Source organism: Pseudokineococcus sp. 5B2Z-1 (assembly GCF_037482305.1).
In the GTDB taxonomy this organism is placed as follows: Bacteria; Actinomycetota; Actinomycetes; order Actinomycetales; family Quadrisphaeraceae; genus Pseudokineococcus.
Genome location: NZ_JBBHZG010000003.1, coordinates 160,507 through 180,163, shown reverse-complemented (window position 1 = coordinate 180,163; position 19,657 = coordinate 160,507). Strand labels below are relative to the sequence as shown.

The window sequence follows — 19,657 nt, the reverse complement described above, 5'->3', positions numbered from 1 at the left end:
CGACCCGCGGCCGTCGTGGTGGGTCAGGCGGGGCTGAGGTTCCACTGCCGCACGGTCGGCACCCGGTGGCTCTCGCCCAGCACGCTGAGCGAGGCCGGGCTCAGCTCCAGCGCGGCGGCGGCGCTGGGCGGCAGGCCCAGGTAGGTGGCCGCGAGGATGCGCAGCGAGTGCCCGTGCGCCACGAGGCAGACGGGGCCCTCGTCGAGCAGCGGCCGCACCCGGGCGAGGGCGTGGGCCGTGCGCGCGGCCACGTCCTGCACCAGCTCCCCGGGCGTGCGCCCGGGCGCGACGCCGTGCTCGAAGATCTTCCACTCGTACCCCAGCTCCTCGCGGACCTGCGGGGTCGACTTCCCCTCGACGCTGCCGTAGTCCCACTCGACGAGGTCGGGGTCCTCGACGAGCTCGAGGTGGTCGCCGAGCCCCGCCAGCTCGGCGGTGCGGCGGGCCCGCTGCAGCGGGCTGACCCGCACGGCGCGCACGTCCCACGGCGCGAGGAGGTCGCGCAGGGCACGGGCCTGCGCCTCGCCCTCCTCGGTGAGCGGGATGTCGGTGCGCCCGGTGTGGCGCCCGTCGAGCGACCACTCCGTCTGCCCGTGCCGCACGAGCAGCAGGGGGTGGGCGCCCGGCCCCGAGGCGTAGGCGTGCGCGCCCTCCGACACCGGGCCCGTGACGCCCGCCACGGACGACGTCGCGCGGCCGTCGTCCGGAGCGCGGACGGCGCCGGCGTCGTTCGCGCCGGCCGCCCCGGCGCTCGTGGCGGCGGACCCCCCGGCGGCGTCGTCGGGGCTGCGCTGGGCGGGGCTCGTCGCGTCCGTGCTCATGCGGGGACCCTAGGCAGCGGCGGCCTCGGGCGCGTCCCGCGCGCGGGGCGCGCGGCGACGGGGATCCCCGGGAGGGCGGCCGGCGCCGCCCTCCTACGCTGCTGCCGTGCTCGCCCCCCTGGCCCTCCTGCTCGGCGCCCTGTCGCTGGCGCTCGCGGTGTGGTCGCTGGTGGGCGCCCTGCGGGCGGCGCGGCCGTCCGGGGGCCAGCTGCTGCTGGCGGCCGTGCTCGAGGCCGCGATCCTCGTCCAGGCCGTCATCGCGACGGCGCTCGTCGTCACCGGCACCCGGCCCCTGTCGACGGCGACCTTCGCGGGCTACCTGCTCACCATCGTCCTGCTCCTGCCCGCCGGCGTCTTCTGGGGGCTGGCGGACCGCAGCCGGTGGGGCAACGGCGTCCTCGCCGTCACGGCCGTGACCACCGCCGTGCTCGTGCTGCGGCTCGAGCAGATCTGGAACGGGTGACCCGTGGCGAGACCCCGCCGTGACCCCGCCGGCGGCCCCCCGGCCGGCGACCCCCGGGCGGCCGCCGCGACGTCCGACGTGCGCCCGGCCCTGCGCTCGGGCCCGGGGCGGCTCCTCGTCGCCGTGTACGCCGTCTTCGCCCTGTCCGCGAGCGCCCGGGCGCTCGTGCAGATCGCCACGGACTTCTCCGCGGCGCCGCTCGCCTACCTGCTCTCGGCGCTGGCGGCCGCCGTCTACGTCGTCGCGACGGTCGCCCTCGTGCGCTCCAGCGAGCGCTCGCGGCGCGTGGCGCTCGTCTCGGTGACGGTCGAGCTCGTCGGGGTCCTCACCGTCGGCCTGCTGTCCGTCGAGGACCCGGTGGCCTTCCCCGACGCGACCGTCTGGTCGGGCTTCGGCGCCGGGTACGGCTACGTGCCCCTCGTGCTGCCGGTCCTGGGGCTCTGGTGGCTCCGCTCGCAGCGCCCCCGCCGGGCCGTCTGAGCCCTGGTCCGGCACCACGCCCGCACCCGGCCCGCCGCCGGCCACCGGCGGGGCCGCCGCGGGCGTCACCCCGTGGCGAGCACCGCCGTCCCCGCGCACGCGGCCGCCCACAGGGTGCTGGCGAAGGTGCCGACGATGAAGCGCTCGGCGGCGTCGGCGGAGGTGCGCAGCTCGTCGTAGCGGCCGAGGCCCTTGACGGCGAGCACGACGGCGAGGCCCTCGGGCCACCCGGCCAGGAGGGTGGCCGCCACGGCGGCCCGCTCCAGCGCGCCGATGGCCGCGCCGCCGCGCAGCACCAGGCCCTGCGCGGCGGCGTCGAGGCGCTGGCCCCGCCGCACCGCCTCGAGGACGGCGCTCGCCCACGGCCCCCCGGCCAGGACGGCCGCCGCCACGGCGGCGGGCACGACGGCGCGCGGGTCGGCGGAGCCCCGGGGCCACGCCGCGGCGGCGAGCGCCGCGGCCAGGGCGAGACCGGCCACGGCCACCGGCACGGCGAGGCGGCGGACCCACGGGCGCGCGGGGCCGAGGCGGGGCGACGCCTGCGGCCACGCCGCGGCGCCGACGAGCGCGACGAGCACGAGCAGGGCGGTGACCACGGGCCCAGCGTGGCGCACGGGTCCGACGGCGCGGGGGAGGCGTCCGGGGGTGCGGGACGGGCGGGCGCCGGGACCGGCCGGCGGGGGAGAGGGGCGTCCGGCGACCGGCGCAGGCCTCAGCCCGGCAGCAGCCCGCGCAGCACCCCGCCGAGGTCGGCGTGGGCGAGACCCCGGGCGGAGACGTCCGCGGCGTCGCACCACGCCAGCGCGTCGTGCTCGTGCGGCTGCCGGTTGACGACCTCGCCCCGCCAGGTGTCGACGACCCACACGTCCATGACGAGGTCGTCGGCGACGAGGCGGGCGACCGGCTCGCCGACGACCTCGGCCACCACGCCGAGCTCCTCGGCGAGCTCGCGGGCCAGGGCGGCCCGCGGGGCCTCGCCGGGCTCGACGTGCCCGCCGGGCAGGTCCCACGCGTCGGGGTAGAACTCGCGGCCGGGGGAGCGGTGGGCGAGCAGGACCCGGCCGTCGCGCCGCAGGGCCGCCGTCACCACGACGTGCCGGTCGGTCCCCTGCTCCACGAGGGGCCAGCCTGCCACCGACGGGGTCGGTGCCCGGACCCGCGCGGACGGGCGCCGCCGGCGGTCAGGCGCGCTCGGCGGCGCGGGCGGCGCGGGCCAGCAGGCGCGCCGCGAGGGGGCGCGTGCGCTCCTCGGCGGTCCAGGCCGCGGCGCGCAGCCGTTGGCTGACCGCCTGGGGGGTCACGCCCAGGTGCTGCGCGGCCTCCCGCGGGCCGAGGCCGCGCTCGGCGAGCGCGACCGCCTCGCGGCCGGGGCCGGAGCGGCGGGCCCGGAGGCCGACGAGCAGCAGCAGCGCCGTCTCGGCGTCGAGCACCGCCGTCGCCGGCCCGGCCTCCTCGAGGGGCGCGCCCGGCGCGTCGTCCGCCCCGGACGAGCCGTCCGGCCCGTCCGGTCCGCGGAGGGCCACGCCCTCGCGCACGCCCTTCGCCGCCGTCACGGCCGCCCGGGCGGCCTCGAAGGCCGGTCCCGCCCCGGCCCGGGTCGAGGCGGGCAGGGGGCGGCGCACGGGGCCGACGCCGACGCCGGTGCTCCAGCGCCCCTCGTCGGCGAGGGCGAGCACCACGGCGACGACGACGCCGGGGTCGTCGAGGACGCCCTGCACCTCGTCGCCCGCCGTGCGCTCGAAGGGCCGCAGCGGCTGCGGCGCGAGCCGGCCCAGGCGCTCGAGGAGCGCGGGCACCGCGTCCTCGGCGCGGCGGNGCCCGCCTACCGCACCGCCGACCTGTACTTCGTCGACTACGCCACCGCGTGCGCGGCGCTGGCCAGCCCCGAGGGCCAGGCGCTCGCGGCCGACGTCGACGCCGTGGCCACCGGCGGCTACCGGATGCTCCTGTCCCAGGTCGGCGGCTGACGCTCGACCCGCCTCCGCTCGACCTCAAGGCTGTGGGCTTGACGACGCGTCGTCAAGCCCACAGCCTTGAGGTCGAGCGGAGGCGGGTCGAGCGTCAGCCGCCGACCTGGGACAGGAGCATCCGGTAGCCGCCGGTGGCCACGGCGTCGACGTCGGCCGCGAGCGCCTGGCCCTCGGGGCTGGCCAGCGCCGCGCACGCGGTGGCGTAGTCGACGAAGTACAGGTCGGCGGTGCGGTAGGCGGGCGTGTCGGACCCGTCCTCCTTGGGGAAGACCTTGGCGGTCTCCACCTTCTGCACGTCGGGCACCTTCGCGGCGAGCGCGGCGTGCGTCCCCGCGTAGTGCTCCTCGAACGCGTCCGCGTCCTTCGGGTTGTCGTAGATGACGGTGAGCTTGACGGCCATGGCTCGACGCTAGGGCCGCCCCCGCGGCCCCGCACGGCGGCAGCGGGGAGGGGGCGGGGGCCGCGTCGCCGACGCGGGGACGACGGGCCGCGGTGGAGCGGCGGCGGGTCGTCCGGGGCGGCGCCGTCCGCTCCGCCCTAGGCTCTGCCGCGTGAGCAGCAGCGAGATCCACCAGTCGACGGCGACCCTCCTCGTGCGGCGCCTCGTCGCCCTCCTCGGCGTCCTGGCCTTCCTCGCCGGCGTCGTCCTCGTCGTCACCGACCCGGTGAACTACATCGGCTGGGTGTGGGGCGTCGTGGGCGTCGTCGTCGGCGTCCTGGCCGCCCGGCGCAAGCAGCAGACGGACGACGGCCAGCTCCTGCGGCGCACGAGCCTGCGCACCCGGGGCTGAGCCTGCGCACCCGGGGCTGAGACCGCCGGGGCGTCGGCCGCGGCCGGGGAGGGGCGCCGGTGGGCGTCCCGCCGTGCGGTGGCGCCGGAGCGCGTCCAGGGTGGGGGAGAACGCCCGCACCGGACGACTCCCGGAGGTAACCCGTGTCCTCGCAGAACAACACGCCGTCGCGCGTCATGCACGACGTCGGCCTCGCCGCCTGGTTCGGCGGCACGCTGGCGAACGCCGTGGCCCTGAACAGCGCCGCGTCGAAGCCCGGCGACCCGCGCGAGGCCGGGCGCGTCGCCAACGCCGGCTGGGACCGGTGGACGCCGGTCAACGCGGCCGCCATCGGCCTCCACCTGGTCGGCTCGGTCGGCCAGCTGCTCGGCAACCGCGACCGCCTGTCCAGCCAGCCGGGCGTCCGGTCGATGAGCGTCGCCAAGACGATCGTCACGGCGGCCGCCCTCGGCGTCACGGCCTACAGCCGGGTCCTCGGCAAGAAGGTCTCCGAGCACCAGGACGTCCCGGTGCGCGGGGGCACGACGCCGTCGTCGCAGACGCCGCCCGACGTCGCCGACGCGCAGCGCCAGCTGCACGCGCTGCAGTGGGTCATCCCGTCGCTGACCGGCACGCTCGTCGGCATCAGCTCCTACGCCGGCGAGCAGCAGCGCCCGCCGAACCGCGCCACGCAGCTGGTGGACCGCACCTTCCGCCGCTGACCGCGGCGCGCCGAGACGGCGCGCCCCACCACGACGCCGCCGCACCCCACGGGTGCGGCGGCGTCGTCGTGCTCGGGAGGGGAGGGCTCGCGGACCGCGAGCGCCGCCCCCGCGGCCTCAGATGTCATAACGCCCATTATCGGCGATCGGCGAGAGGTGCCGTCAGGGCTGCGGTCCCACCGCCACGGGCCGCGCCGGGTCGCTCGACCACGCCGACCACGACCCGGCGAAGAGCACGGGTCGGCAGCCGGCGAGCTCCAGGGCCAGCGCCTCGTGCGCGGCGGTGACGCCGGAGCCGCACGAGACGCCGACCTCGTCGTCGGGCCCGACGCCCAGCGCGGCGAAGCGCCGGGACAGCTCGTGGGCGGCGCGGAACCGGCCGTCGGCGTCGAGGTTGTCCGCGGTGGGCGCGCTGAGGGCTCCCGGCACGTGGCCGGCCCGCAGGTCGACCGGCTCGACCTCGCCCGTGTAGCGCTCGTGGGCGCGGGCGTCGAGCAGGCGGCCGCGGGCGGCCAGGTCCGCGGCGCCGTCGGCGTCCACCACGGGCCGGTGCCCGGCGGACAGGTCGACGTCACCGGGCACCGGCTCCTCGGGCTCGCCGGAGGCGGTGGGCAGGCCGGCGGCGCGCCAGGCGGCGAGGCCGCCGTCGAGCAGGCGGACGTCGTCCAGGCCACCCCAGCGCAGCAGCCACCAGGCCCGGGCGGCGGACAGGCCGCCGACGTCGTCGAGCACCACGACGGCGCCGTCGCGGCGCACGCCCCACCGCCGGGCGGCGGCCTGCAGGTCGGCCACCGCGGGCAGCGGGTGCCGGCCGTCCGCGGGCTCCCCGCGGCCGGCGAGCTCGGTCTCGAGGTCGACGTAGACCGAGCCAGGCACCCGCTCGGCCCGGTGGGCGTCGCGGCCGTCGGGGCGGTCGAGCGCCCAGCGGACGTCGAGGACGACCGGCGGCGACGGCGAGGCGAGGGCCTCGGCCAGCGCGGGCGCGTCGACGAGCAGGGCCTCGCGCGTCCCGGGGTGCACGACGGCGACGCTACGCCGCCGCGTCGCCCGGCGGCGGCCACGTCGTCCGCCGCCTCGCCGGGAAGGTGGTGCCCCTCCCGCTCGTTACCCTCGAGCGAGCACGGATCGGGCCCGAGGCGCGGGTCCGGCGCACGGGCGGACAGGAGCGGGCATGCGGCGCACGGTCGTCAACGGCAAGATCCACCGGGCCACGGTCACGGAGGCCGACCTGCACTACGTCGGCTCGATCACCATCGACGCCGAGCTGGCCGAGGCCGCCGACCTCGTCGAGGGCGAGCAGGTCCAGGTGGTCGACGTCACGAACGGCGCCCGGCTCACCACCTACGTCATTCCCGGCGAGCCGGGCAGCGGTGTCATCGGCATCAACGGCGCTGCGGCGCACCTCATCTCGCCGGGTGACCTCGTCATCATCATGTCGTTCGTCGAGCTCGAGGAGTCCGAGCGCGAGGGCCACTCCCCCCGCGTCGTCCACGTCGACGGGCGCAACCGCCAGGTCGCCCTCGGCGGTGACCTCTCCGCCCCGGTGCCGGCCGGCGAGGGCCGCGACGTCCCCGCCATGCAGCGCCCTCCCCTGGCCCTGGCGACGACCTCCGTCTGACCCCGCCCCCGACGTCGGCGCGGCCGGGGCGCTCGCCGGCCCCGGGCGTGGCCGAGGATGGGCCGGTGCAGACCTTCCTCCCCTACGCCAGCTTCGCCCGCAGCGCCGAGGTGCTCGACTCCCCTCGTCTGGGCAAGCAGCGGGTGGAGACGCTGCAGATCCTGCGGGCGCTCGAGCTGCCCGACTACGGGTGGGCCAACCACCCGGCCGTCCTCATGTGGCGCGGGTGCACCCCGGCGCTCGTCGGGTACGGGCTCGCCTGCGTGGAGGCCTGGGCGCGGCGCGGCCACGCGGACGGCACGGCCGAGCTCATCGGCGAGTTCGCCCCCGACGTCGTCGGCGCCACGCAGGACGAGCTGGCGGCGGCCGGTCTCCTCCCCGCCTGGCTCGGCGACGAGGAGGTCCACCGCAGCCACCGCTCGGCCCTGCTGCGCAAGGACCCGGAGACCTACGCGCCCGTCTTCGGCGACGAGCCGGACGACCTGCCCTACGCCTGGCCCGAGCCGGCCCCGCCCGCACCGCCGGCCGCGCCCCGGGGGCGGCCGCTGTGGGTCGTGCGCCCCGGCGACGCCGAGACCCTGGCCGCGTTCCTCGCGGACGGCGTCGTCGGCCTGTCGGCCGGCTCCGGGGTCGACGTCGACGTCGTCGAGGGCCTCGAGGAGACCCGCCGGGCGGCCGAGGCGGCCGCCCTCGAGCGGGCGGCGCAGAAGGGGGGCGACCCCTCCCCCGTCGACGAGCCCGACCTGCGGGCGCTGCTCAAGCGGCTGCACCCCGAGCGCCGCCCGGGCAAGGAGCTGCGCCAGCTGCACTCGCTCGTGCACGAGGTCGCGGTCGGGGACGAGGTCGGCCTGCCGATCGAGGGCGAGCGAGCCCTGCTCGTCGGCGAGGTCGTCGGCGACTACGCCTTCGTGCCCCGCCGCGGCGCCCCGGCGCCCCACCGGCGGGCCGTGCGCTGGGGCGGGCGCCTCGCCCGCTCCGCGGCCCTGCCGCCGGCGGCGCTGCAGGACCCTCGGCGCCTCTTCCAGGTCCGCGTCGACGCCTGAGCGCCCCGACTCCTCGGACGCCCCCGGACGTGCGGGAGGGCCCCGGCGCGGTGCGCCGGGGCCCTCCTGCACGGGCCTGCTGGTCTCGGGCGGGTCAGGGGGGCGGGTCAGCCCTTGACGGAGCCCGACATCATCCCGCCGACGAAGTACTTGCCGAGGACGATGTAGACGACGAGCGTCGGCGCCGAGGCGAGCAGGGCACCGGCCATCGACTGGCCGTAGTTCTGCAGCAGCGCGCCGTTGGCGAAGTTGTTCAGCGCCAGGGTCACCGGGCCGTTCTGGCTGGAGGCGAAGAACACCGCGAAGAGGAAGTCGTTCCAGGCGCTCGTGAACTGCCAGATGAGGACGACGACGAAGCCCGGGAGCGACACCGGCAGGATCACCGACGCGTAGGTGCGCAGCATGCCGGCGCCGTCGACGCGTGCGGCCTCGATGAGCTCCCCCGGCACCGACTCGTAGTAGTTGCGGAAGATCAGCGTCGTGATGGGGATGCCGTAGACGACGTGCAGGATGATCAGCGACGGGATGCCCGTCGGCACCTGCAGCGTGACCGTGAGCAGCTGCGCGAGGGGGATCACCACCGCCTGGTACGGGATGAACATCCCGAAGAGGATCAGCGTGAACACGAGGTTCGCGTACGGGAAGCGCCAGCGGGACAGGACGAACCCGTTCATGGACCCGAGGACGGAGGAGATCACCGCCGCCGGGATCACCATGAGGAACGTGCGGCCGATGGCCGGGGCGAGTGCGTCCCACGCCGCCACCCAGTTGTCCGTCGTCCAGGTGCTCGGCAGCGCCCAGGCGGTGTCCGGCGAGGCGTCGCCCGCCCCCTTGAAGCTCGTGACGACGAGCACGTACACGGGCGTGAGCACGAAGACGAGGAAGAGCAGGAGGAGGGCGTAGCGCAGCGTGCGCGCTCCGGAGAACCGACGCTCCCGGGGACGCGGAGCGAGGCGCAGGCGCTCCTCGGGCTTCGGCCCGCTGACGGTGGCGGTCGTCGCGCTCATCGGGTCTTCTCCGCTCGGGCGGTGCGCACCAGGTAGGGGATGATGAGGAGCGCCACGAGCAGCAGCAGGATGGTGCCCACGGCCGCCGCGTCCGCGTAGGCGAAGCTCGACTTGTACTGCAGCACGTCGACCGCCGGCACCTTCGTCGAGTAGTTCGACGAGTCCGCGATGGACAGGATGAGGTCGAAGACCTTCAGCGACATGTGGCCGATGATGATGAGCGCCGACAGCAGCACCGGGCTCAGCTGCGGGAAGACGACGTAGCGGTACAGCTTCCACTCGCTGGCGCCGTCCATGCGGCCGGCCTCGCGCAGCTCCTCGGGCACCCCGCGGAAGCCGGCGAGGAAGAGCGCCATGACGTAGCCGGCCAGCTGCCAGACGGCGGGCAGGGCGATGGCGGCGATGCCCCAGCGCGGGTCGCTCCACCACGGGTTCTGCAGGAAGCTGAGGCCGACCATCTCGAAGAGCCGGTTGAGCCCCGACGCGTTGTCGCCCTGGTTGGAGTTGAGCAGCCAGCGCCACACGACCCCGGAGGCGACGAAGGACACCGCCATGGGGAAGAGGTAGACGGAGCGGAAGATCCCCTCCCCCTTGATCGGCTTGTCGAGCAGCCAGGCCCAGACGAAGCCCACCGCGAGCGCGCCGCCGAGGAAGACGACCGTGTAGAGCAGCATGTTGGCGAGCGAGTGCTGGAAGTCGTCGTCCTGGAGCAGGCGGACGTAGTTCTCCAGCCCCACGAAGGTCGCGGGCTCCCGGCCCGTGGCGATCGCGGCGTCGTTGGCGTCCGTCATCGACGTGCGGATGTTGACCGCGATGAGGCCGTAGACGAAGACGGCCAGGACGACGAGGGACGGCGAGATGAGCAGCAGCGGGGCGACGTAGCGCCCGGCGCGCCGCCGGCGTCGGCGCTCCCCCGTCGGGGCGCTCGTGCCGGACGGGCGGTCGGTGCGCGGGGAGGCGGTGGTCGGGCTGCTCACCGGGCGCCACCGCCGCTGGTGCCGCGGGCGGCCGCGGTCGGCGCTTGAGGGGTCACGGGGGGTCCTCCACGAGGTGCTGGGGTCCCGCGGGCCGGTGCGCCGGTCCGGGGGTCGAGCGGTGACGCCGCGGCGCCCTCCCCGAGGCCGGGGAGGGCGCCGCGGCGGGGGGTCAGCCGTTGACGGCGGCGCCCATCTCCTGCTGCAGCGTCGCGACGTCCGAGGAGCCGCTGGTGAACTTGCTCACGGCGTCGGTGATGTCGTTGAGCGTGGCGACCGGCGCCGCGGCGCCGTGCGCCAGCGACGGCACGATCGTCGCGGAGGCGAAGTCCTCGGCCGCGCTCTGCTGGTACTCGCTGAAGTCGGACAGGTCGACGTCCGAGCGGGCCGGGATCGAGCCCTTGGCCTTGTTGAACGCGGCCTGGCCCTCCGGGGAGGCCACGGTCTCGAGCCACGCCTCGGCGCCGCCGGGGTGCGGGGCGCCCACGGGCAGCGTGAAGGAGTCCGCCAGGAAGCCGAACTGGTCGGCCGTGCCCGGGACGGGGAAGTACGTGTAGTCCTCGCCCGCGACCTGGTCCTGCTCCTCGAACGCGGCCTCCGCCCAGTCGCCCATGACGTTGAAGCCGGCCTGGCCGTCGATGACCTGCTGGGTGGCGTCGGGCCAGTCGAGGCCGTCGCGGTCGGTGTTCGTGAAGCCCATGAGGGTGTCGAAGTCCTCCAGGGCGGCCGTCACCTCGGGCGAGCTCCAGTCCGTCGAGCCGTCCCACAGGCCGATGTACCCCTCGGCGCCGAGGTCGGACATGAGGACGGTCTCGAGGAGGTTGACCTGGGTCCAGGCCTGGCCGACCGACAGCGCCGTCACGCCGCTGTCCTGCACCGCCTGGAGCGCGGGGATCCACTCGTCGATGCTGCTGTAGGTCGCCTCGGGGTCCAGGCCCGCGTCCTGCAGCACCTGCGGGTTCGCCCAGACGACGTTCGAGCGGTGGATGTTCGACGGGATCGAGTAGATGGCCCCGTCCTCGGTCGTCAGCAGGTCGATGAGGTCCTGCGGCACCGCGTCGGTGAGGCCGAACTCGTCGAACTGGGAGCTGACGTCCTCGATCTGGGCGGCGTCGATGTAGTCCTGCAGCTCCGCGCCGGCGTGCGCCTGGAAGGTGTCCGGCGGGTCGTTGGTCTGCAGGCGCTGCTGGAGCAGGTCCTTCGCGGCCGAGCCGGCGCCGCCGGCCACCGCTCCGTTGATGAACTCGGTGTCGGGGTGCTGCTCGTCGAAGACGGCGACGAGGGCGTCGAGGCCGGCCTTCTCGGAGCCGGCCGCCCACCAGGTGAAGACCTCGACCTCGCTGGCGTCCCCGCCGCCGGAGCCGCCGTCGCCGCCGGAGCCGCCGGAGTCGGACCCGCAACCCGCGAGCGTCAGGCCGAGGGCCGCGACGCCCGCCACGACACCGGTCTGCAGACGGGTGGAACGCATGTGTACTCCTCTGAGTGACATCGATGTCATGAGACGTCAGGACGCTAGGCGTGCGGCGTCGGTGATGTCAACGACGTCATGCGATCGTGACCTGGGGCACCGTCCTCGACGCGGTCGCCCGCTCCGCCGTCGGCTCGGCCGTCCGCTCCGTCGTCGTCCGGGGGGACCACGAGCCGCGTCGGGACGACGACGTGCCGCGCCGGGCCCTCGTCGCCGCGCACGCGGGCCAGCACGAGCCGGCCGACCTCGCGGCCCATCTCCTCGGCGTCGTAGCTCACGGTCGCCAGGCCGACGAGCCCGGCGAGGTCGACGTCGTCGAAGCCCGCCACCGCGCAGGTGCCGAGCGCGCCGGCCCGCGCGAGGGCGCGCACGGCCCCGGTCGCGAGCAGGTTGTTCATCGCCAGCACGCCGGTCGGGTGCGGGTCGGCCGCCAGCAGCTCCGCGACGGCGCGCTCGGCGCTCGCCGCGTCGTGCGCCTCGCGCACCTGGGCGGCGGCGAGCGGGGGCAGCCCGGCCTCCTCGAGCGCCCGGGCGACCCCCTCCATCCGCGCCCGCCCCGTCTCGAGGCGGCGGAGGTCGCTGACGACCGCGAGGTGGGGGCGGCGCCCCTCCCCGCCGGCTCCTCCGCCCGCCCCCCGCGCCAGCAGGTGGGCCGTGACCTCGCGGGCGCCCGCGGCGTTGTCGAGCACCACGGTGTCCGCGCCCGGGACGGCCCCGGCGCGGTCGACCATGACGAGCGGCGTGCCCGGGCGGCGGGCGGCCTCGAGGTGCTCCTGGTCGGCGCTCGTGCTCGCGACGACGAGCGCCCGCACGCCGCGGTCCAGCAGGCTGGCGACGGCGGTGCGCTCCGCGTCCGGGTCCTCGTCGCTGGAGACGGTCACGAGGAGCAGGCCCGCCGGTCGCAGCTCGCGCTCGACCCCCGCGGCCAGGCGCGAGTAGAAGGGGTTGGCGAGGTCGGCCGAGACGAAGCCGACGAGCGGGGGCGCGGCGCCGAGCCGCAGGTCGCGCGCGACGGCGTTGACCCGGTAGCCGACGCTCCGAGCCGCTTCCAGCACGCGCGCCGCCGTCTCGGGGGCGACGTAGCGCTCGCCGTTCAGCGCCCGGGACGCCGTCTTGGGGCTCACGCGGGCGAGCGCGGCGACGTGCTGCAGCGTCGTCGGGGGGCGCTCCCCGTCCGCGGTGTGCACGCCGGGGAGTATGCAGGACGGCCGCGGCCGCGCCGGGGAGGCGGGGTCACGACCTGACAACGTTGACACCCGGCCGTCCGAGTTGTTCCCTACCGGTCGTGGGCCCGCACCGGCGCCGGCCCGCGGCGCCCCGCCCCGGGGGTCGCCGGGAGCGCCGGCGGGCCGACGCAGCGGTCCCCTCGTCGGAAGGCTCCCCATGGCTCCCCCCGCCCTGCACCTCCCCCCGCACTCACGGCCGTCCCCGCTCGCGGGCGGCGCACGCCCTCGCGGCCGCCGCTCGGTCGCCGCGGCGGCCGCCGCCGCGCTCGCCCTCCCGCTGGCGCTCGTGGTGGCGTCCCCGGCCGGCGCGGCGCCGGCGGCGCCCGGCGAGCCGGCCGACGGCGGGTCGTTCAGCACGTCCTTCGAGACGGGCGACGCGCCGCAGGTGCTGGTGAGCACCCCGGAGACCCAGGACGGCGAGCCGCTGCAGGACGGCGTCGAGGGCGGCGAGGCCGGCCTCCCGGGCTCCGTGCGCGACGACGTCGTCGCCGTCACGGCGAGCGCGGAGAACCCGCCCTCGGAGGTCGCCTCGGCGGCCGTGGACGGCTCGACCAGCTCCAAGTGGCTGGCCTTCTCCCCCACCGGCTGGCTGCAGGTCGAGCTGGCCGAGCCGCGGCCCGTGACGACCTGGTCGCTCACCTCGGCCAACGACGCGCCGGAGCGCGACCCGCGGGAGGTGCGCCTGCTCGGGTCCGACGACGGCCAGGAGTGGACGGAGGTCGACCGGCGGACCGACCTCACCTTCCCCGCGCGCCTGTCGACCCAGCAGTTCGTGCTGGACGAGGCCTCGGCCCCCCACCGCTTCTACCGGCTGCAGGTGGACGCGAACGCCGGCGGTCCCCTGCTCCAGCTCGCCGAGCTCGACCTCGCCGACGGGACGGCCCCGCCCGCGCCCGCCGAGCCCATGACCACCGAGGTCGGCCCCGGCCCGGCGTCCGGCCCGACGGTCCGCCCGCGCGTCGGCTTCACCGGCGTCGCGGCCCTGCGCTACGCGGGCGTGCAGACCGTCGACGGGCGCGCGAGCGCGGTGAACCGCGTGGTGGAGGTGGACGACCTCCTCGTCGGTGAGGACTCCCACCTCTCCTACCGCGTCTTCCCCGAGCTGACCGGCGGCGACCTCTCCTACCCGTCGCTGCACGTGGCGATGGACGTCCGCTTCACCGACGGCACGCGGCTGTCCGAGCTGGGGGCGACCGACCAGCACGGCTACCCGCTGACGGCGGCGGGCCAGGGCGCCTCCGACGTGCTCTACCCCGACCAGTGGAACCACGTGGAGGCCGACCTCGGCGCCGTCGCGGCCGGCAAGCGCGTCGAGGCGCTGCTCCTGTCCTACGACGACCCCGACGCCGAGGAGGGCACCGCCTTCGCGGGCTGGGTCGACGACGTGACGATCGACCCCGCGCCCGAGGTCCTCACCGCGCCGACCGACGGCACGGGGTTCACGGCGCTCGTCGACACCCGCCGGGGGACCAACTCGACGGGCAGCTTCTCGCGCGGCAACAACCTGCCGATCACCGCCGTCCCCAACGGCTTCAACTTCCTCACGCCGGTGACGAACGCGAACAGCCAGAGCTGGGAGTACGACTGGGCGCGCGGCAACGACGCCCAGAACCGGCCCCACCTGCAGGGCCTCGCCTTCTCCCACGAGCCGAGCCCGTGGATGGGCGACCGCAACCAGGTCTCCTTCATGCCCGCCACGGCGGACGGCGTCCCGGCGGGCGGCGCGCAGGCGCGCTCCCTGCCCTTCGCCCACACGGCCGAGACGGCGCAGCCCGACTACTACGGCGTCGACCTCGAGGGCGGGCTGCGCGCCGAGACGACGCCGACCGACCACGGCGCGGTGATGCGCTTCTCCTTCCCCGACGGGGCGCCGCGGCAGGTGGTCGTCGACACCGTCGACGACAGCGGGGAGTTCTCCGTGGAGGCCGGCTCGACGGAGCTCACCGGCTGGGTCGACAACGGCAGCGGCCTGTCGGCGGGTCGCAGCCGCATGTTCGTGGCCGGCACGTTCGACCGGGCCGCGAGCGCGGCCGGGGCCACCGACGGCGGCCACCGGGGCACGCGCTACGCGGCCTTCGACGGCGACGACGACGTCGTGCTGCACGTGGCGACGTCCTTCATCAGCCTCGACCAGGCGCGCGCCAACCTGGCGATGGAGCTCGAGGGCCGGTCCTTCGAGGACGTCCGCGCCGACGCCGCGCGGCAGTGGGACGAGCGCCTCGGCGTCGTCGAGGTGCAGGGCGCGAGCGAGACCGAGCTGCGCAGCCTCTACGGCTCGCTGTACCGGCTGAACCTCTACCCCAACAGCCAGTTCGAGAACACCGGAACACCCGAGGAGCCGGTCTACCGGTACGCGAGCCCGGTCGCCGAGCCGGCGGGCGAGCCCACGGCGACGCAGACGGGCGCCGAGGTCGTCGACGGCAAGATCTACGTCAACAACGGCTTCTGGGACACCTACCGCACGGTGTGGCCGGCGTACTCGCTGCTCTACCCGGACGTGGCGGCCGAGCTCGTCGACGGCTTCGTCCAGCACTACCGCGACGGCGGGTGGGTGTCGCGCTGGTCCTCCCCCGGCTACGCCAACCTCATGACGGGCACGAGCTCGGACGTCGCCTTCGCCGACGCCTACCTCAAGGGCGTCGACCTGCCCGACGCGCTCGAGACCTACGACGCCGCGGTGAAGAACGCGACGACCCCCTCCCCCGACGCCGCCGTCGGCCGCAAGGGCCTCGACACGTCGATCTTCCTCGGCTGGACGCCGACGACGACCGGGGAGAGCGTCAGCTGGGGCCTCGAGGGCTTCATCAACGACTACGGCATCGGCAACATGGCCGCGGCGCTCGCCGACGACCCGCGGACGCCGGACGAGCGCCGGGAGCGCCTGCGCGAGGAGTCGGCCTACTTCCTCGACCGGGCCACCGGCTACGCCCGGATGTTCGACCCGGAGGTCGGCTTCTTCCAGGGCCGCCGCCCCGACGGGTCGTTCCAGCAGTCGCCGGAGCAGTACGACCCGGAGGCGTGGGGCGGGGTCTACACCGAGAGCAACGGGTGGAACTTCGCCTTCCACGCCCCGCACGACGGCGCCGGCCTCGCCGCCCTCTACGGCGGCCGCGAGGGCCTCGAGGCGAAGCTCGACGAGTTCTTCGCGACGCCCGAGGAGGCGGACAAGCCGGGCGGCTACGGCGGCGTCATCCACGAGATGCGCGAGGCCCGCGACGTGCGGCTCGGGCAGCTCGGCATGAGCAACCAGGTGAGCCACCACATCCCCTACGCCTACCTCGAGGCCGGCGCGCCGGAGAAGACGCAGGCCGTCGTCCGCGAGATCATGCGCCGCCTGTACACGGGCGACGAGATCGGCCAGGGCTACCCCGGCGACGAGGACAACGGCGAGATGTCCGCCTGGTACGTCCTGTCCTCCCTCGGGGTCTACCCGCAGCAGGTCGGGTCCGACCGGTGGAGCGTCGGCTCGCCGCTGTTCGACCGGGCCGTCGTCCACCGCCCCGACGGCGACCTCGTCGTCACCGCCAAGGACGCCGGCGGCGGCGACAACGGCCACGACGACGTCTACGTCCAGTCGCTCACGGTCGACGGCGCGCCGCACGAGCAGACGTGGCTCTCGGCCGACCAGGTCAGCGGGGGCCACGAGCTGGCCTTCACGACCGGCGAGGAGCCATCGGACTGGGGCTCGGACCCGGAGGACGCCCCGCCGTCGCTGACGCCCGAGGGCGAGGCGCCCGACCCGCTCGAGGACTCCACGGCGAGCGGGCTCGGGACGCTCACGGCCGCGAGCGGCGCGGACGTGGCCGCCCTCGTCGACGACACCTCGGCCAGCCAGGCCACGGTGGGCGCGGACGCCGAGCTGACGTGGACCTCCGCCGTCGGCGCCCGCGCCGTGCGGACCTACACCCTGACCTCCGGGCGCGGCACCGACGGCGCCGGCGACCCGAGCGCCTGGGTCCTCGAGGGCTCCGACGACGGCGCGACGTGGACCCAGGTCGACGCGCGCTCCGGCGAGGCCTTCGCCTGGCGGCGCCAGACGCGGCCCTTCCAGGTCGAGGACGCCCAGCCCTTCGCGCAGTACCGCCTGCGGATCACCGGTGCGGGCGCGGACACCGTGCAGCTCTCGGAGGTCGAGCTCCTCGTCGACCCGGCCGAGGCCGTCTCCGGCGACCTCGCCGTGACGGCGGGCGCCGACCTCACCGCCCAGACCGGCCGCGAGGTGTCGGGCGACCTGGCCGTGGTCGCCGGGGCCGCGGCGGACGACGTCGACGTCGTCGTCGACTGGGGCGACGGCACCGGTCCCGTGCCCGCCGACGTGCGCGAGGGCCGCCTCGGCTCCCTCGTCGTCAGCGGCGCCCACACCTACGCCGAGCCGGGCGTGCACCGGGTCGTCGTCACGGCGACGTCCGGGGACGCCACCGCCACGTCGGAGCTGCTCGTCGACGTCGCCCTCGTGCCGGAGGGGTCGCTGCGCGCGGCCTTCGACAGCACGTGCATCGGCGACGAGGGGGCGGGCGCCGACTGCGACGCCAAGGGCTGGTCCTACTCGCGGGCCGCGCTCGCGGACGCGGGCCTCGTCCAGGGCGAGCGGCACGGCGTGCCGGGGACCGACCTGTCCTTCGTCATGCCCGCCGTGCCGGCCGGCGCGCCGGACAACGCCACGGGCGACGGGCAGGTCGTGGACCTCGACCTGCCGGCCGACGCGACGCAGCTGTCCTTCGTGGGCGCGGGCACCCAGGGCGCGCAGGACGAGACGGCGCTGCTCACCTACGCCGACGGCAGCACCCAGGAGGTGCCGCTGCAGCTCTCGGACTGGACCCTCGGCGGGAACCCGTCGAACCAGCCGCAGTTCGGGAACGTCGTCGTGGCGGCGGCGCAGTTCCGCCTCCTCGGCGGCAGCCGCGACGCGGCCCGGCCCTTCGTCCTCGCCACCGCCCCGGTGGCGCTCGACGGGCCGCTCCCGGTCACCCTGACGATGCCCGACCAGCAGGGCACGGAGACCGAGGACGGCCGGGTGCACGTCATGGCCGTGGCCTCCGACGGCACGCCCGCCGACGCGCTCGCGGTGCAGGCGCCCGAGACCGTCACCGCGGCCGCGGGTGCGCCCGTCGGGGCGGTGCTCGCCACGGCGACGGGCGGTGCGGCGGCCCCCGAGGACCTCACCGCCCGCGTCCTGTGGGGCGACGGCACGCCGCTGGAGACGGCGGCCGTCCGGCCGACCGGCGACGGCGGTGCGGAGGTGGTCGGCGACCACGTCTACGCGGCGCCGGGCACCTACACGGCCCACGTCACGGTCGACGACGGCCGCACCAGCGCGTCCCGCGAGGTGCAGGTCCAGGTCGTCGCCGTGGACCCGGCCCTCGAGCTGGGCGCGCGCCTGGCCTCCCCCGGCGCGCAGGTGGAGGTGAGCGGCTCGGGCTACCTGCCCGGTGAGCAGGTCGCGCTGACCCTGCAGCGCCACCAGGGGCGCGGCGAGGCGCCGGTCGTGGACCTCGCCGTCGCGCAGGCGGGCGAGGACGGCTCCTTCACCGCGCAGGTGCAGGTGCCGGCGGACGCCCGCCGGGGCCCGCACGACCTCGCGGCGAGCGGCGCCGCGTCGGGCGCCGCGACGAGCGAGCGCCTGGTGGTCGCCGGGCGCTGACCCGGCACCGACGACCCAGGTGCGTCGTCGCGCTGCCGGGCGGGGTCGGCTCAGGCGGGGGGCGGGACGGCCTGCGCGGCCTCGCGGTTGCTCTCGCCCTCGTCGACGCGGTGCTCGACCTCGGCCGACTCCGTCGACGACAGCGGGGCGCCGCCCCCGCCGGATGTCGGGTCCTCGTCGAGGACGGACTCGCGCACGTACCGGAAGACGACCGTGCCGACGGCCGTCACGGGCACCGCGAGGAAGGCGCCGATGATGCCGGCGATGGTGCCGCCGGCGGTCACGGCGAGGATGACGACGGCCGGGTGCAGCGCCAACGTCTTGCCGACGAGGATCGGCTGGAGCACGTTCCCCTCGATCTGCTGCACCGCGAGGACGACGCCCAGCACCGCCAGGGCGATGAGCGGCCCCTCGGCGAAGAGGGCCACGAGTACCGCCAGCGCGCCGGTGGCCACCGCGCCGACGATCGGGATGAAGGCTGCGAAGAAGACCAGGACCGCCAGCGGGAAGGCGAACGGGACGCTGAGCAGCCACAGGCCCAGGCCGATGAAGACGGCGTCGACGAGCGCGACGGCGGCCTGGGAGTAGATGTACCCGCCGAGCGTCGACCAGACCCGGCTCAGGAGCTCGTCGACGTGCGTGGCCACCTTCGGACCGCTCCACAGGTGCAGCCACGGGAGGAACTTGGGCCCGTCCTTCGTGAAGAAGAAGGCGAGGACGAGGACGAGGAGCAGGGTGATGAGCGCGGAGCCCACGCTCGTCAGGCCCGTGACGAGCCCACTGCCGACGCTGCCGGCGATGGACTGCGCGCTCGACTGGAGCTGCTGGAGGGCCTGGTCGAGGTACTCGCTGACCTGGTCGGCGCCGATGCCGAAGATGCCGTTCTCGGTGACGTCCCGTGCGAACTGCTGCACCTGCTCGATACCGCCGGACACCTGGTCGCCGAGCCCGGACGCCTGCTCGACGACCCGCGGGATGAGGAAGGAGAAGATCCCGACGATGACGCCGAGGAAGACGAGCAGGGTGATGGCGGCGGCGAGGGCCGCCGGCATGACCCTGCGGAGCAGCTTGACCCCCGGCCACAGGACCGTCGAGAGGATGAGGGCGAGCACGACGGGGAGCACGATCGACCACAGCTCGCGCAGCACCAGGAAGACGAGCACCAGGCCGAGGACGATCGCGAGGACCCGCAGCACCCACAGCGCGACCGCCGTGGCCGCCTGCTCGAGCCTGCCGAAGCGGCTCGTGGCGTGGGCGCGCGACGGGCGCATCTCGACGACCGCGTCGACGCCGTCCGCACCGGCGGAGCCGGTGCCGCTCGCGGGCTGGGGGGCGGCGTCGTCCTCGCCGGAGGCGCCGACGACGGCGACGCGCTGCGGCGCGCTGCGTCGGCGCAGCCGGTCGAGCCGGTCGAGCAGAGACATGCGGAGCTCCTCACCGCGGCCCCCGGGCGG

At 76.2% G+C, this 19,657-nt stretch carries 18 protein-coding genes; 7 read left to right on the top strand and 11 right to left on the bottom strand.

The window, feature by feature from the left end; translation table 11 throughout:
• Nucleotides 1-23: 23 nt before the first annotated feature.
• Entirely contained in the window at nt 24-821 is a 798-nt protein-coding gene (locus tag WDV85_RS09295; protein ID WP_339570339.1) for a histidine phosphatase family protein, read from the bottom strand.
• Nucleotides 822-927: 106 nt separating this feature from the next.
• Between WDV85_RS09295 and WDV85_RS09290 the strand changes: the two genes are divergently transcribed.
• Both WDV85_RS09290 and WDV85_RS09285 read left to right on the top strand, forming a co-directional pair.
• A complete protein-coding gene (locus WDV85_RS09290) occupies nt 928-1,284 on the top strand; it encodes a hypothetical protein (protein WP_339570338.1) in 357 nt (118 codons plus the stop codon).
• 3 nt (nt 1,285-1,287) lie between these two features.
• Nucleotides 1,288-1,764 carry a hypothetical protein gene (locus WDV85_RS09285; RefSeq protein WP_339570337.1) on the top strand — a complete coding sequence of 159 codons (477 nt, stop codon included), beginning with the start codon at nt 1,288-1,290 and terminating at the stop codon, nt 1,762-1,764.
• Nucleotides 1,765-1,829: 65 nt separating this feature from the next.
• On the opposite strand, the gene WDV85_RS09280 is transcribed toward WDV85_RS09285, so the two are convergent.
• From WDV85_RS09280 to WDV85_RS09265, 4 genes are all read right to left on the bottom strand, one after another.
• Entirely contained in the window at nt 1,830-2,360 is a 531-nt protein-coding gene (locus WDV85_RS09280; protein WP_339570336.1) for a hypothetical protein, read from the bottom strand.
• Between the two features lie 116 nt (nt 2,361-2,476).
• A complete protein-coding gene (locus WDV85_RS09275; protein ID WP_339570335.1) occupies nt 2,477-2,881 on the bottom strand; it encodes an NUDIX domain-containing protein in 405 nt (134 codons plus the stop codon).
• A gap of 64 nt (nt 2,882-2,945) precedes the next feature.
• Nucleotides 2,946-3,560, bottom strand: coding sequence for a hypothetical protein (locus tag WDV85_RS09270; RefSeq protein ID WP_339570334.1), 615 nt, complete (start codon nt 3,558-3,560; stop codon nt 2,946-2,948).
• A 265-nt stretch (nt 3,561-3,825) separates the two neighbouring features.
• A complete protein-coding gene (locus tag WDV85_RS09265) occupies nt 3,826-4,134 on the bottom strand; it encodes an EthD family reductase (protein WP_339570333.1) in 309 nt (102 codons plus the stop codon).
• A 151-nt stretch (nt 4,135-4,285) separates the two neighbouring features.
• Here WDV85_RS09265 and WDV85_RS09260 point away from each other — a divergent pair, with 151 nt between their 5' ends.
• Both WDV85_RS09260 and WDV85_RS09255 read left to right on the top strand, forming a co-directional pair.
• A complete protein-coding gene (locus tag WDV85_RS09260) occupies nt 4,286-4,525 on the top strand; it encodes a hypothetical protein (RefSeq protein ID WP_339570332.1) in 240 nt (79 codons plus the stop codon).
• A gap of 143 nt (nt 4,526-4,668) precedes the next feature.
• The gene (locus WDV85_RS09255; RefSeq protein WP_339570331.1) at nt 4,669-5,226 is read left to right on the top strand and encodes a hypothetical protein; all 558 of its coding nucleotides are present in this window, start codon (nt 4,669-4,671) and stop codon (nt 5,224-5,226) included.
• A gap of 162 nt (nt 5,227-5,388) precedes the next feature.
• Here WDV85_RS09255 and WDV85_RS09250 read toward each other — a convergent pair whose 3' ends face one another.
• Nucleotides 5,389-6,246: a sulfurtransferase gene (locus WDV85_RS09250; RefSeq protein ID WP_339570330.1), complete on the bottom strand. Its 858-nt coding sequence runs from the start codon at nt 6,244-6,246 to the stop codon at nt 5,389-5,391.
• Nucleotides 6,247-6,397: 151 nt separating this feature from the next.
• Between WDV85_RS09250 and panD the strand changes: the two genes are divergently transcribed.
• Together panD and WDV85_RS09240 are read left to right on the top strand one after the other, a co-directional pair.
• Nucleotides 6,398-6,844, top strand: a complete 447-nt coding sequence (gene panD / locus WDV85_RS09245; protein ID WP_339570329.1) for an aspartate 1-decarboxylase — start codon at nt 6,398-6,400, stop codon at nt 6,842-6,844.
• Between the two features lie 65 nt (nt 6,845-6,909).
• A complete protein-coding gene (locus WDV85_RS09240; protein ID WP_339570328.1) occupies nt 6,910-7,887 on the top strand; it encodes an MSMEG_6728 family protein in 978 nt (325 codons plus the stop codon).
• 107 nt (nt 7,888-7,994) lie between these two features.
• On the opposite strand, the gene WDV85_RS09235 is transcribed toward WDV85_RS09240, so the two are convergent.
• From WDV85_RS09235 to WDV85_RS09220, 4 genes are all read right to left on the bottom strand, one after another.
• Nucleotides 7,995-8,894, bottom strand: a complete 900-nt coding sequence (locus tag WDV85_RS09235; RefSeq protein ID WP_339570327.1) for a carbohydrate ABC transporter permease — start codon at nt 8,892-8,894, stop codon at nt 7,995-7,997.
• Complete coding sequence (locus tag WDV85_RS09230) at nt 8,891-9,763, bottom strand: carbohydrate ABC transporter permease (protein ID WP_445263280.1); 873 nt, start codon at nt 9,761-9,763, stop codon at nt 8,891-8,893. The genes WDV85_RS09235 and WDV85_RS09230 overlap by 4 nt, the downstream gene beginning before the upstream one ends.
• 277 nt (nt 9,764-10,040) lie before the next feature.
• Nucleotides 10,041-11,336 carry an ABC transporter substrate-binding protein gene (locus WDV85_RS09225; RefSeq protein ID WP_339570325.1) on the bottom strand — a complete coding sequence of 432 codons (1,296 nt, stop codon included), beginning with the start codon at nt 11,334-11,336 and terminating at the stop codon, nt 10,041-10,043.
• Nucleotides 11,337-11,380: 44 nt separating this feature from the next.
• On the bottom strand, nt 11,381-12,523 hold the full coding sequence (locus tag WDV85_RS09220; RefSeq protein WP_339570324.1) for a LacI family DNA-binding transcriptional regulator: 1,143 nt from the start codon (nt 12,521-12,523) through the stop codon (nt 11,381-11,383).
• Between the two features lie 196 nt (nt 12,524-12,719).
• On the opposite strand from WDV85_RS09220, the gene WDV85_RS09215 reads away from it, so the two are divergent.
• Nucleotides 12,720-18,203, top strand: coding sequence for a GH92 family glycosyl hydrolase (locus tag WDV85_RS09215; RefSeq protein WP_339570323.1), 5,484 nt, complete (start codon nt 12,720-12,722; stop codon nt 18,201-18,203).
• Between the two features lie 50 nt (nt 18,204-18,253).
• Here WDV85_RS09215 and WDV85_RS09210 read toward each other — a convergent pair whose 3' ends face one another.
• Nucleotides 18,254-19,627 (bottom strand): AI-2E family transporter, encoded by a 1,374-nt coding sequence (locus WDV85_RS09210; protein ID WP_339570322.1) that lies wholly within the window; start codon nt 19,625-19,627, stop codon nt 18,254-18,256.
• Nucleotides 19,628-19,657: the final 30 nt, after the last annotated feature.

Excerpts from the sequence above, each read along its gene's own strand:
- WDV85_RS09225 (WP_339570325.1), bottom strand. The coding sequence starts at position 11,336 with ATGCGTTCCACCCGTCTGCAGACCGGTGTCGTGGCGGGCGTCGCGGCC.
- WDV85_RS09210 (WP_339570322.1), bottom strand. The coding sequence starts at position 19,627 with ATGTCTCTGCTCGACCGGCTCGACCGGCTGCGCCGACGCAGCGCGCCG.
- WDV85_RS09215 (WP_339570323.1), top strand. The coding sequence starts at position 12,720 with ATGGCTCCCCCCGCCCTGCACCTCCCCCCGCACTCACGGCCGTCCCCG.
- WDV85_RS09235 (WP_339570327.1), bottom strand. The coding sequence starts at position 8,894 with ATGAGCGCGACGACCGCCACCGTCAGCGGGCCGAAGCCCGAGGAGCGC.
- WDV85_RS09295 (WP_339570339.1), bottom strand. The coding sequence starts at position 821 with ATGAGCACGGACGCGACGAGCCCCGCCCAGCGCAGCCCCGACGACGCC.
- panD (WP_339570329.1), top strand. The coding sequence starts at position 6,398 with ATGCGGCGCACGGTCGTCAACGGCAAGATCCACCGGGCCACGGTCACG.
- WDV85_RS09265 (WP_339570333.1), bottom strand. The coding sequence starts at position 4,134 with ATGGCCGTCAAGCTCACCGTCATCTACGACAACCCGAAGGACGCGGAC.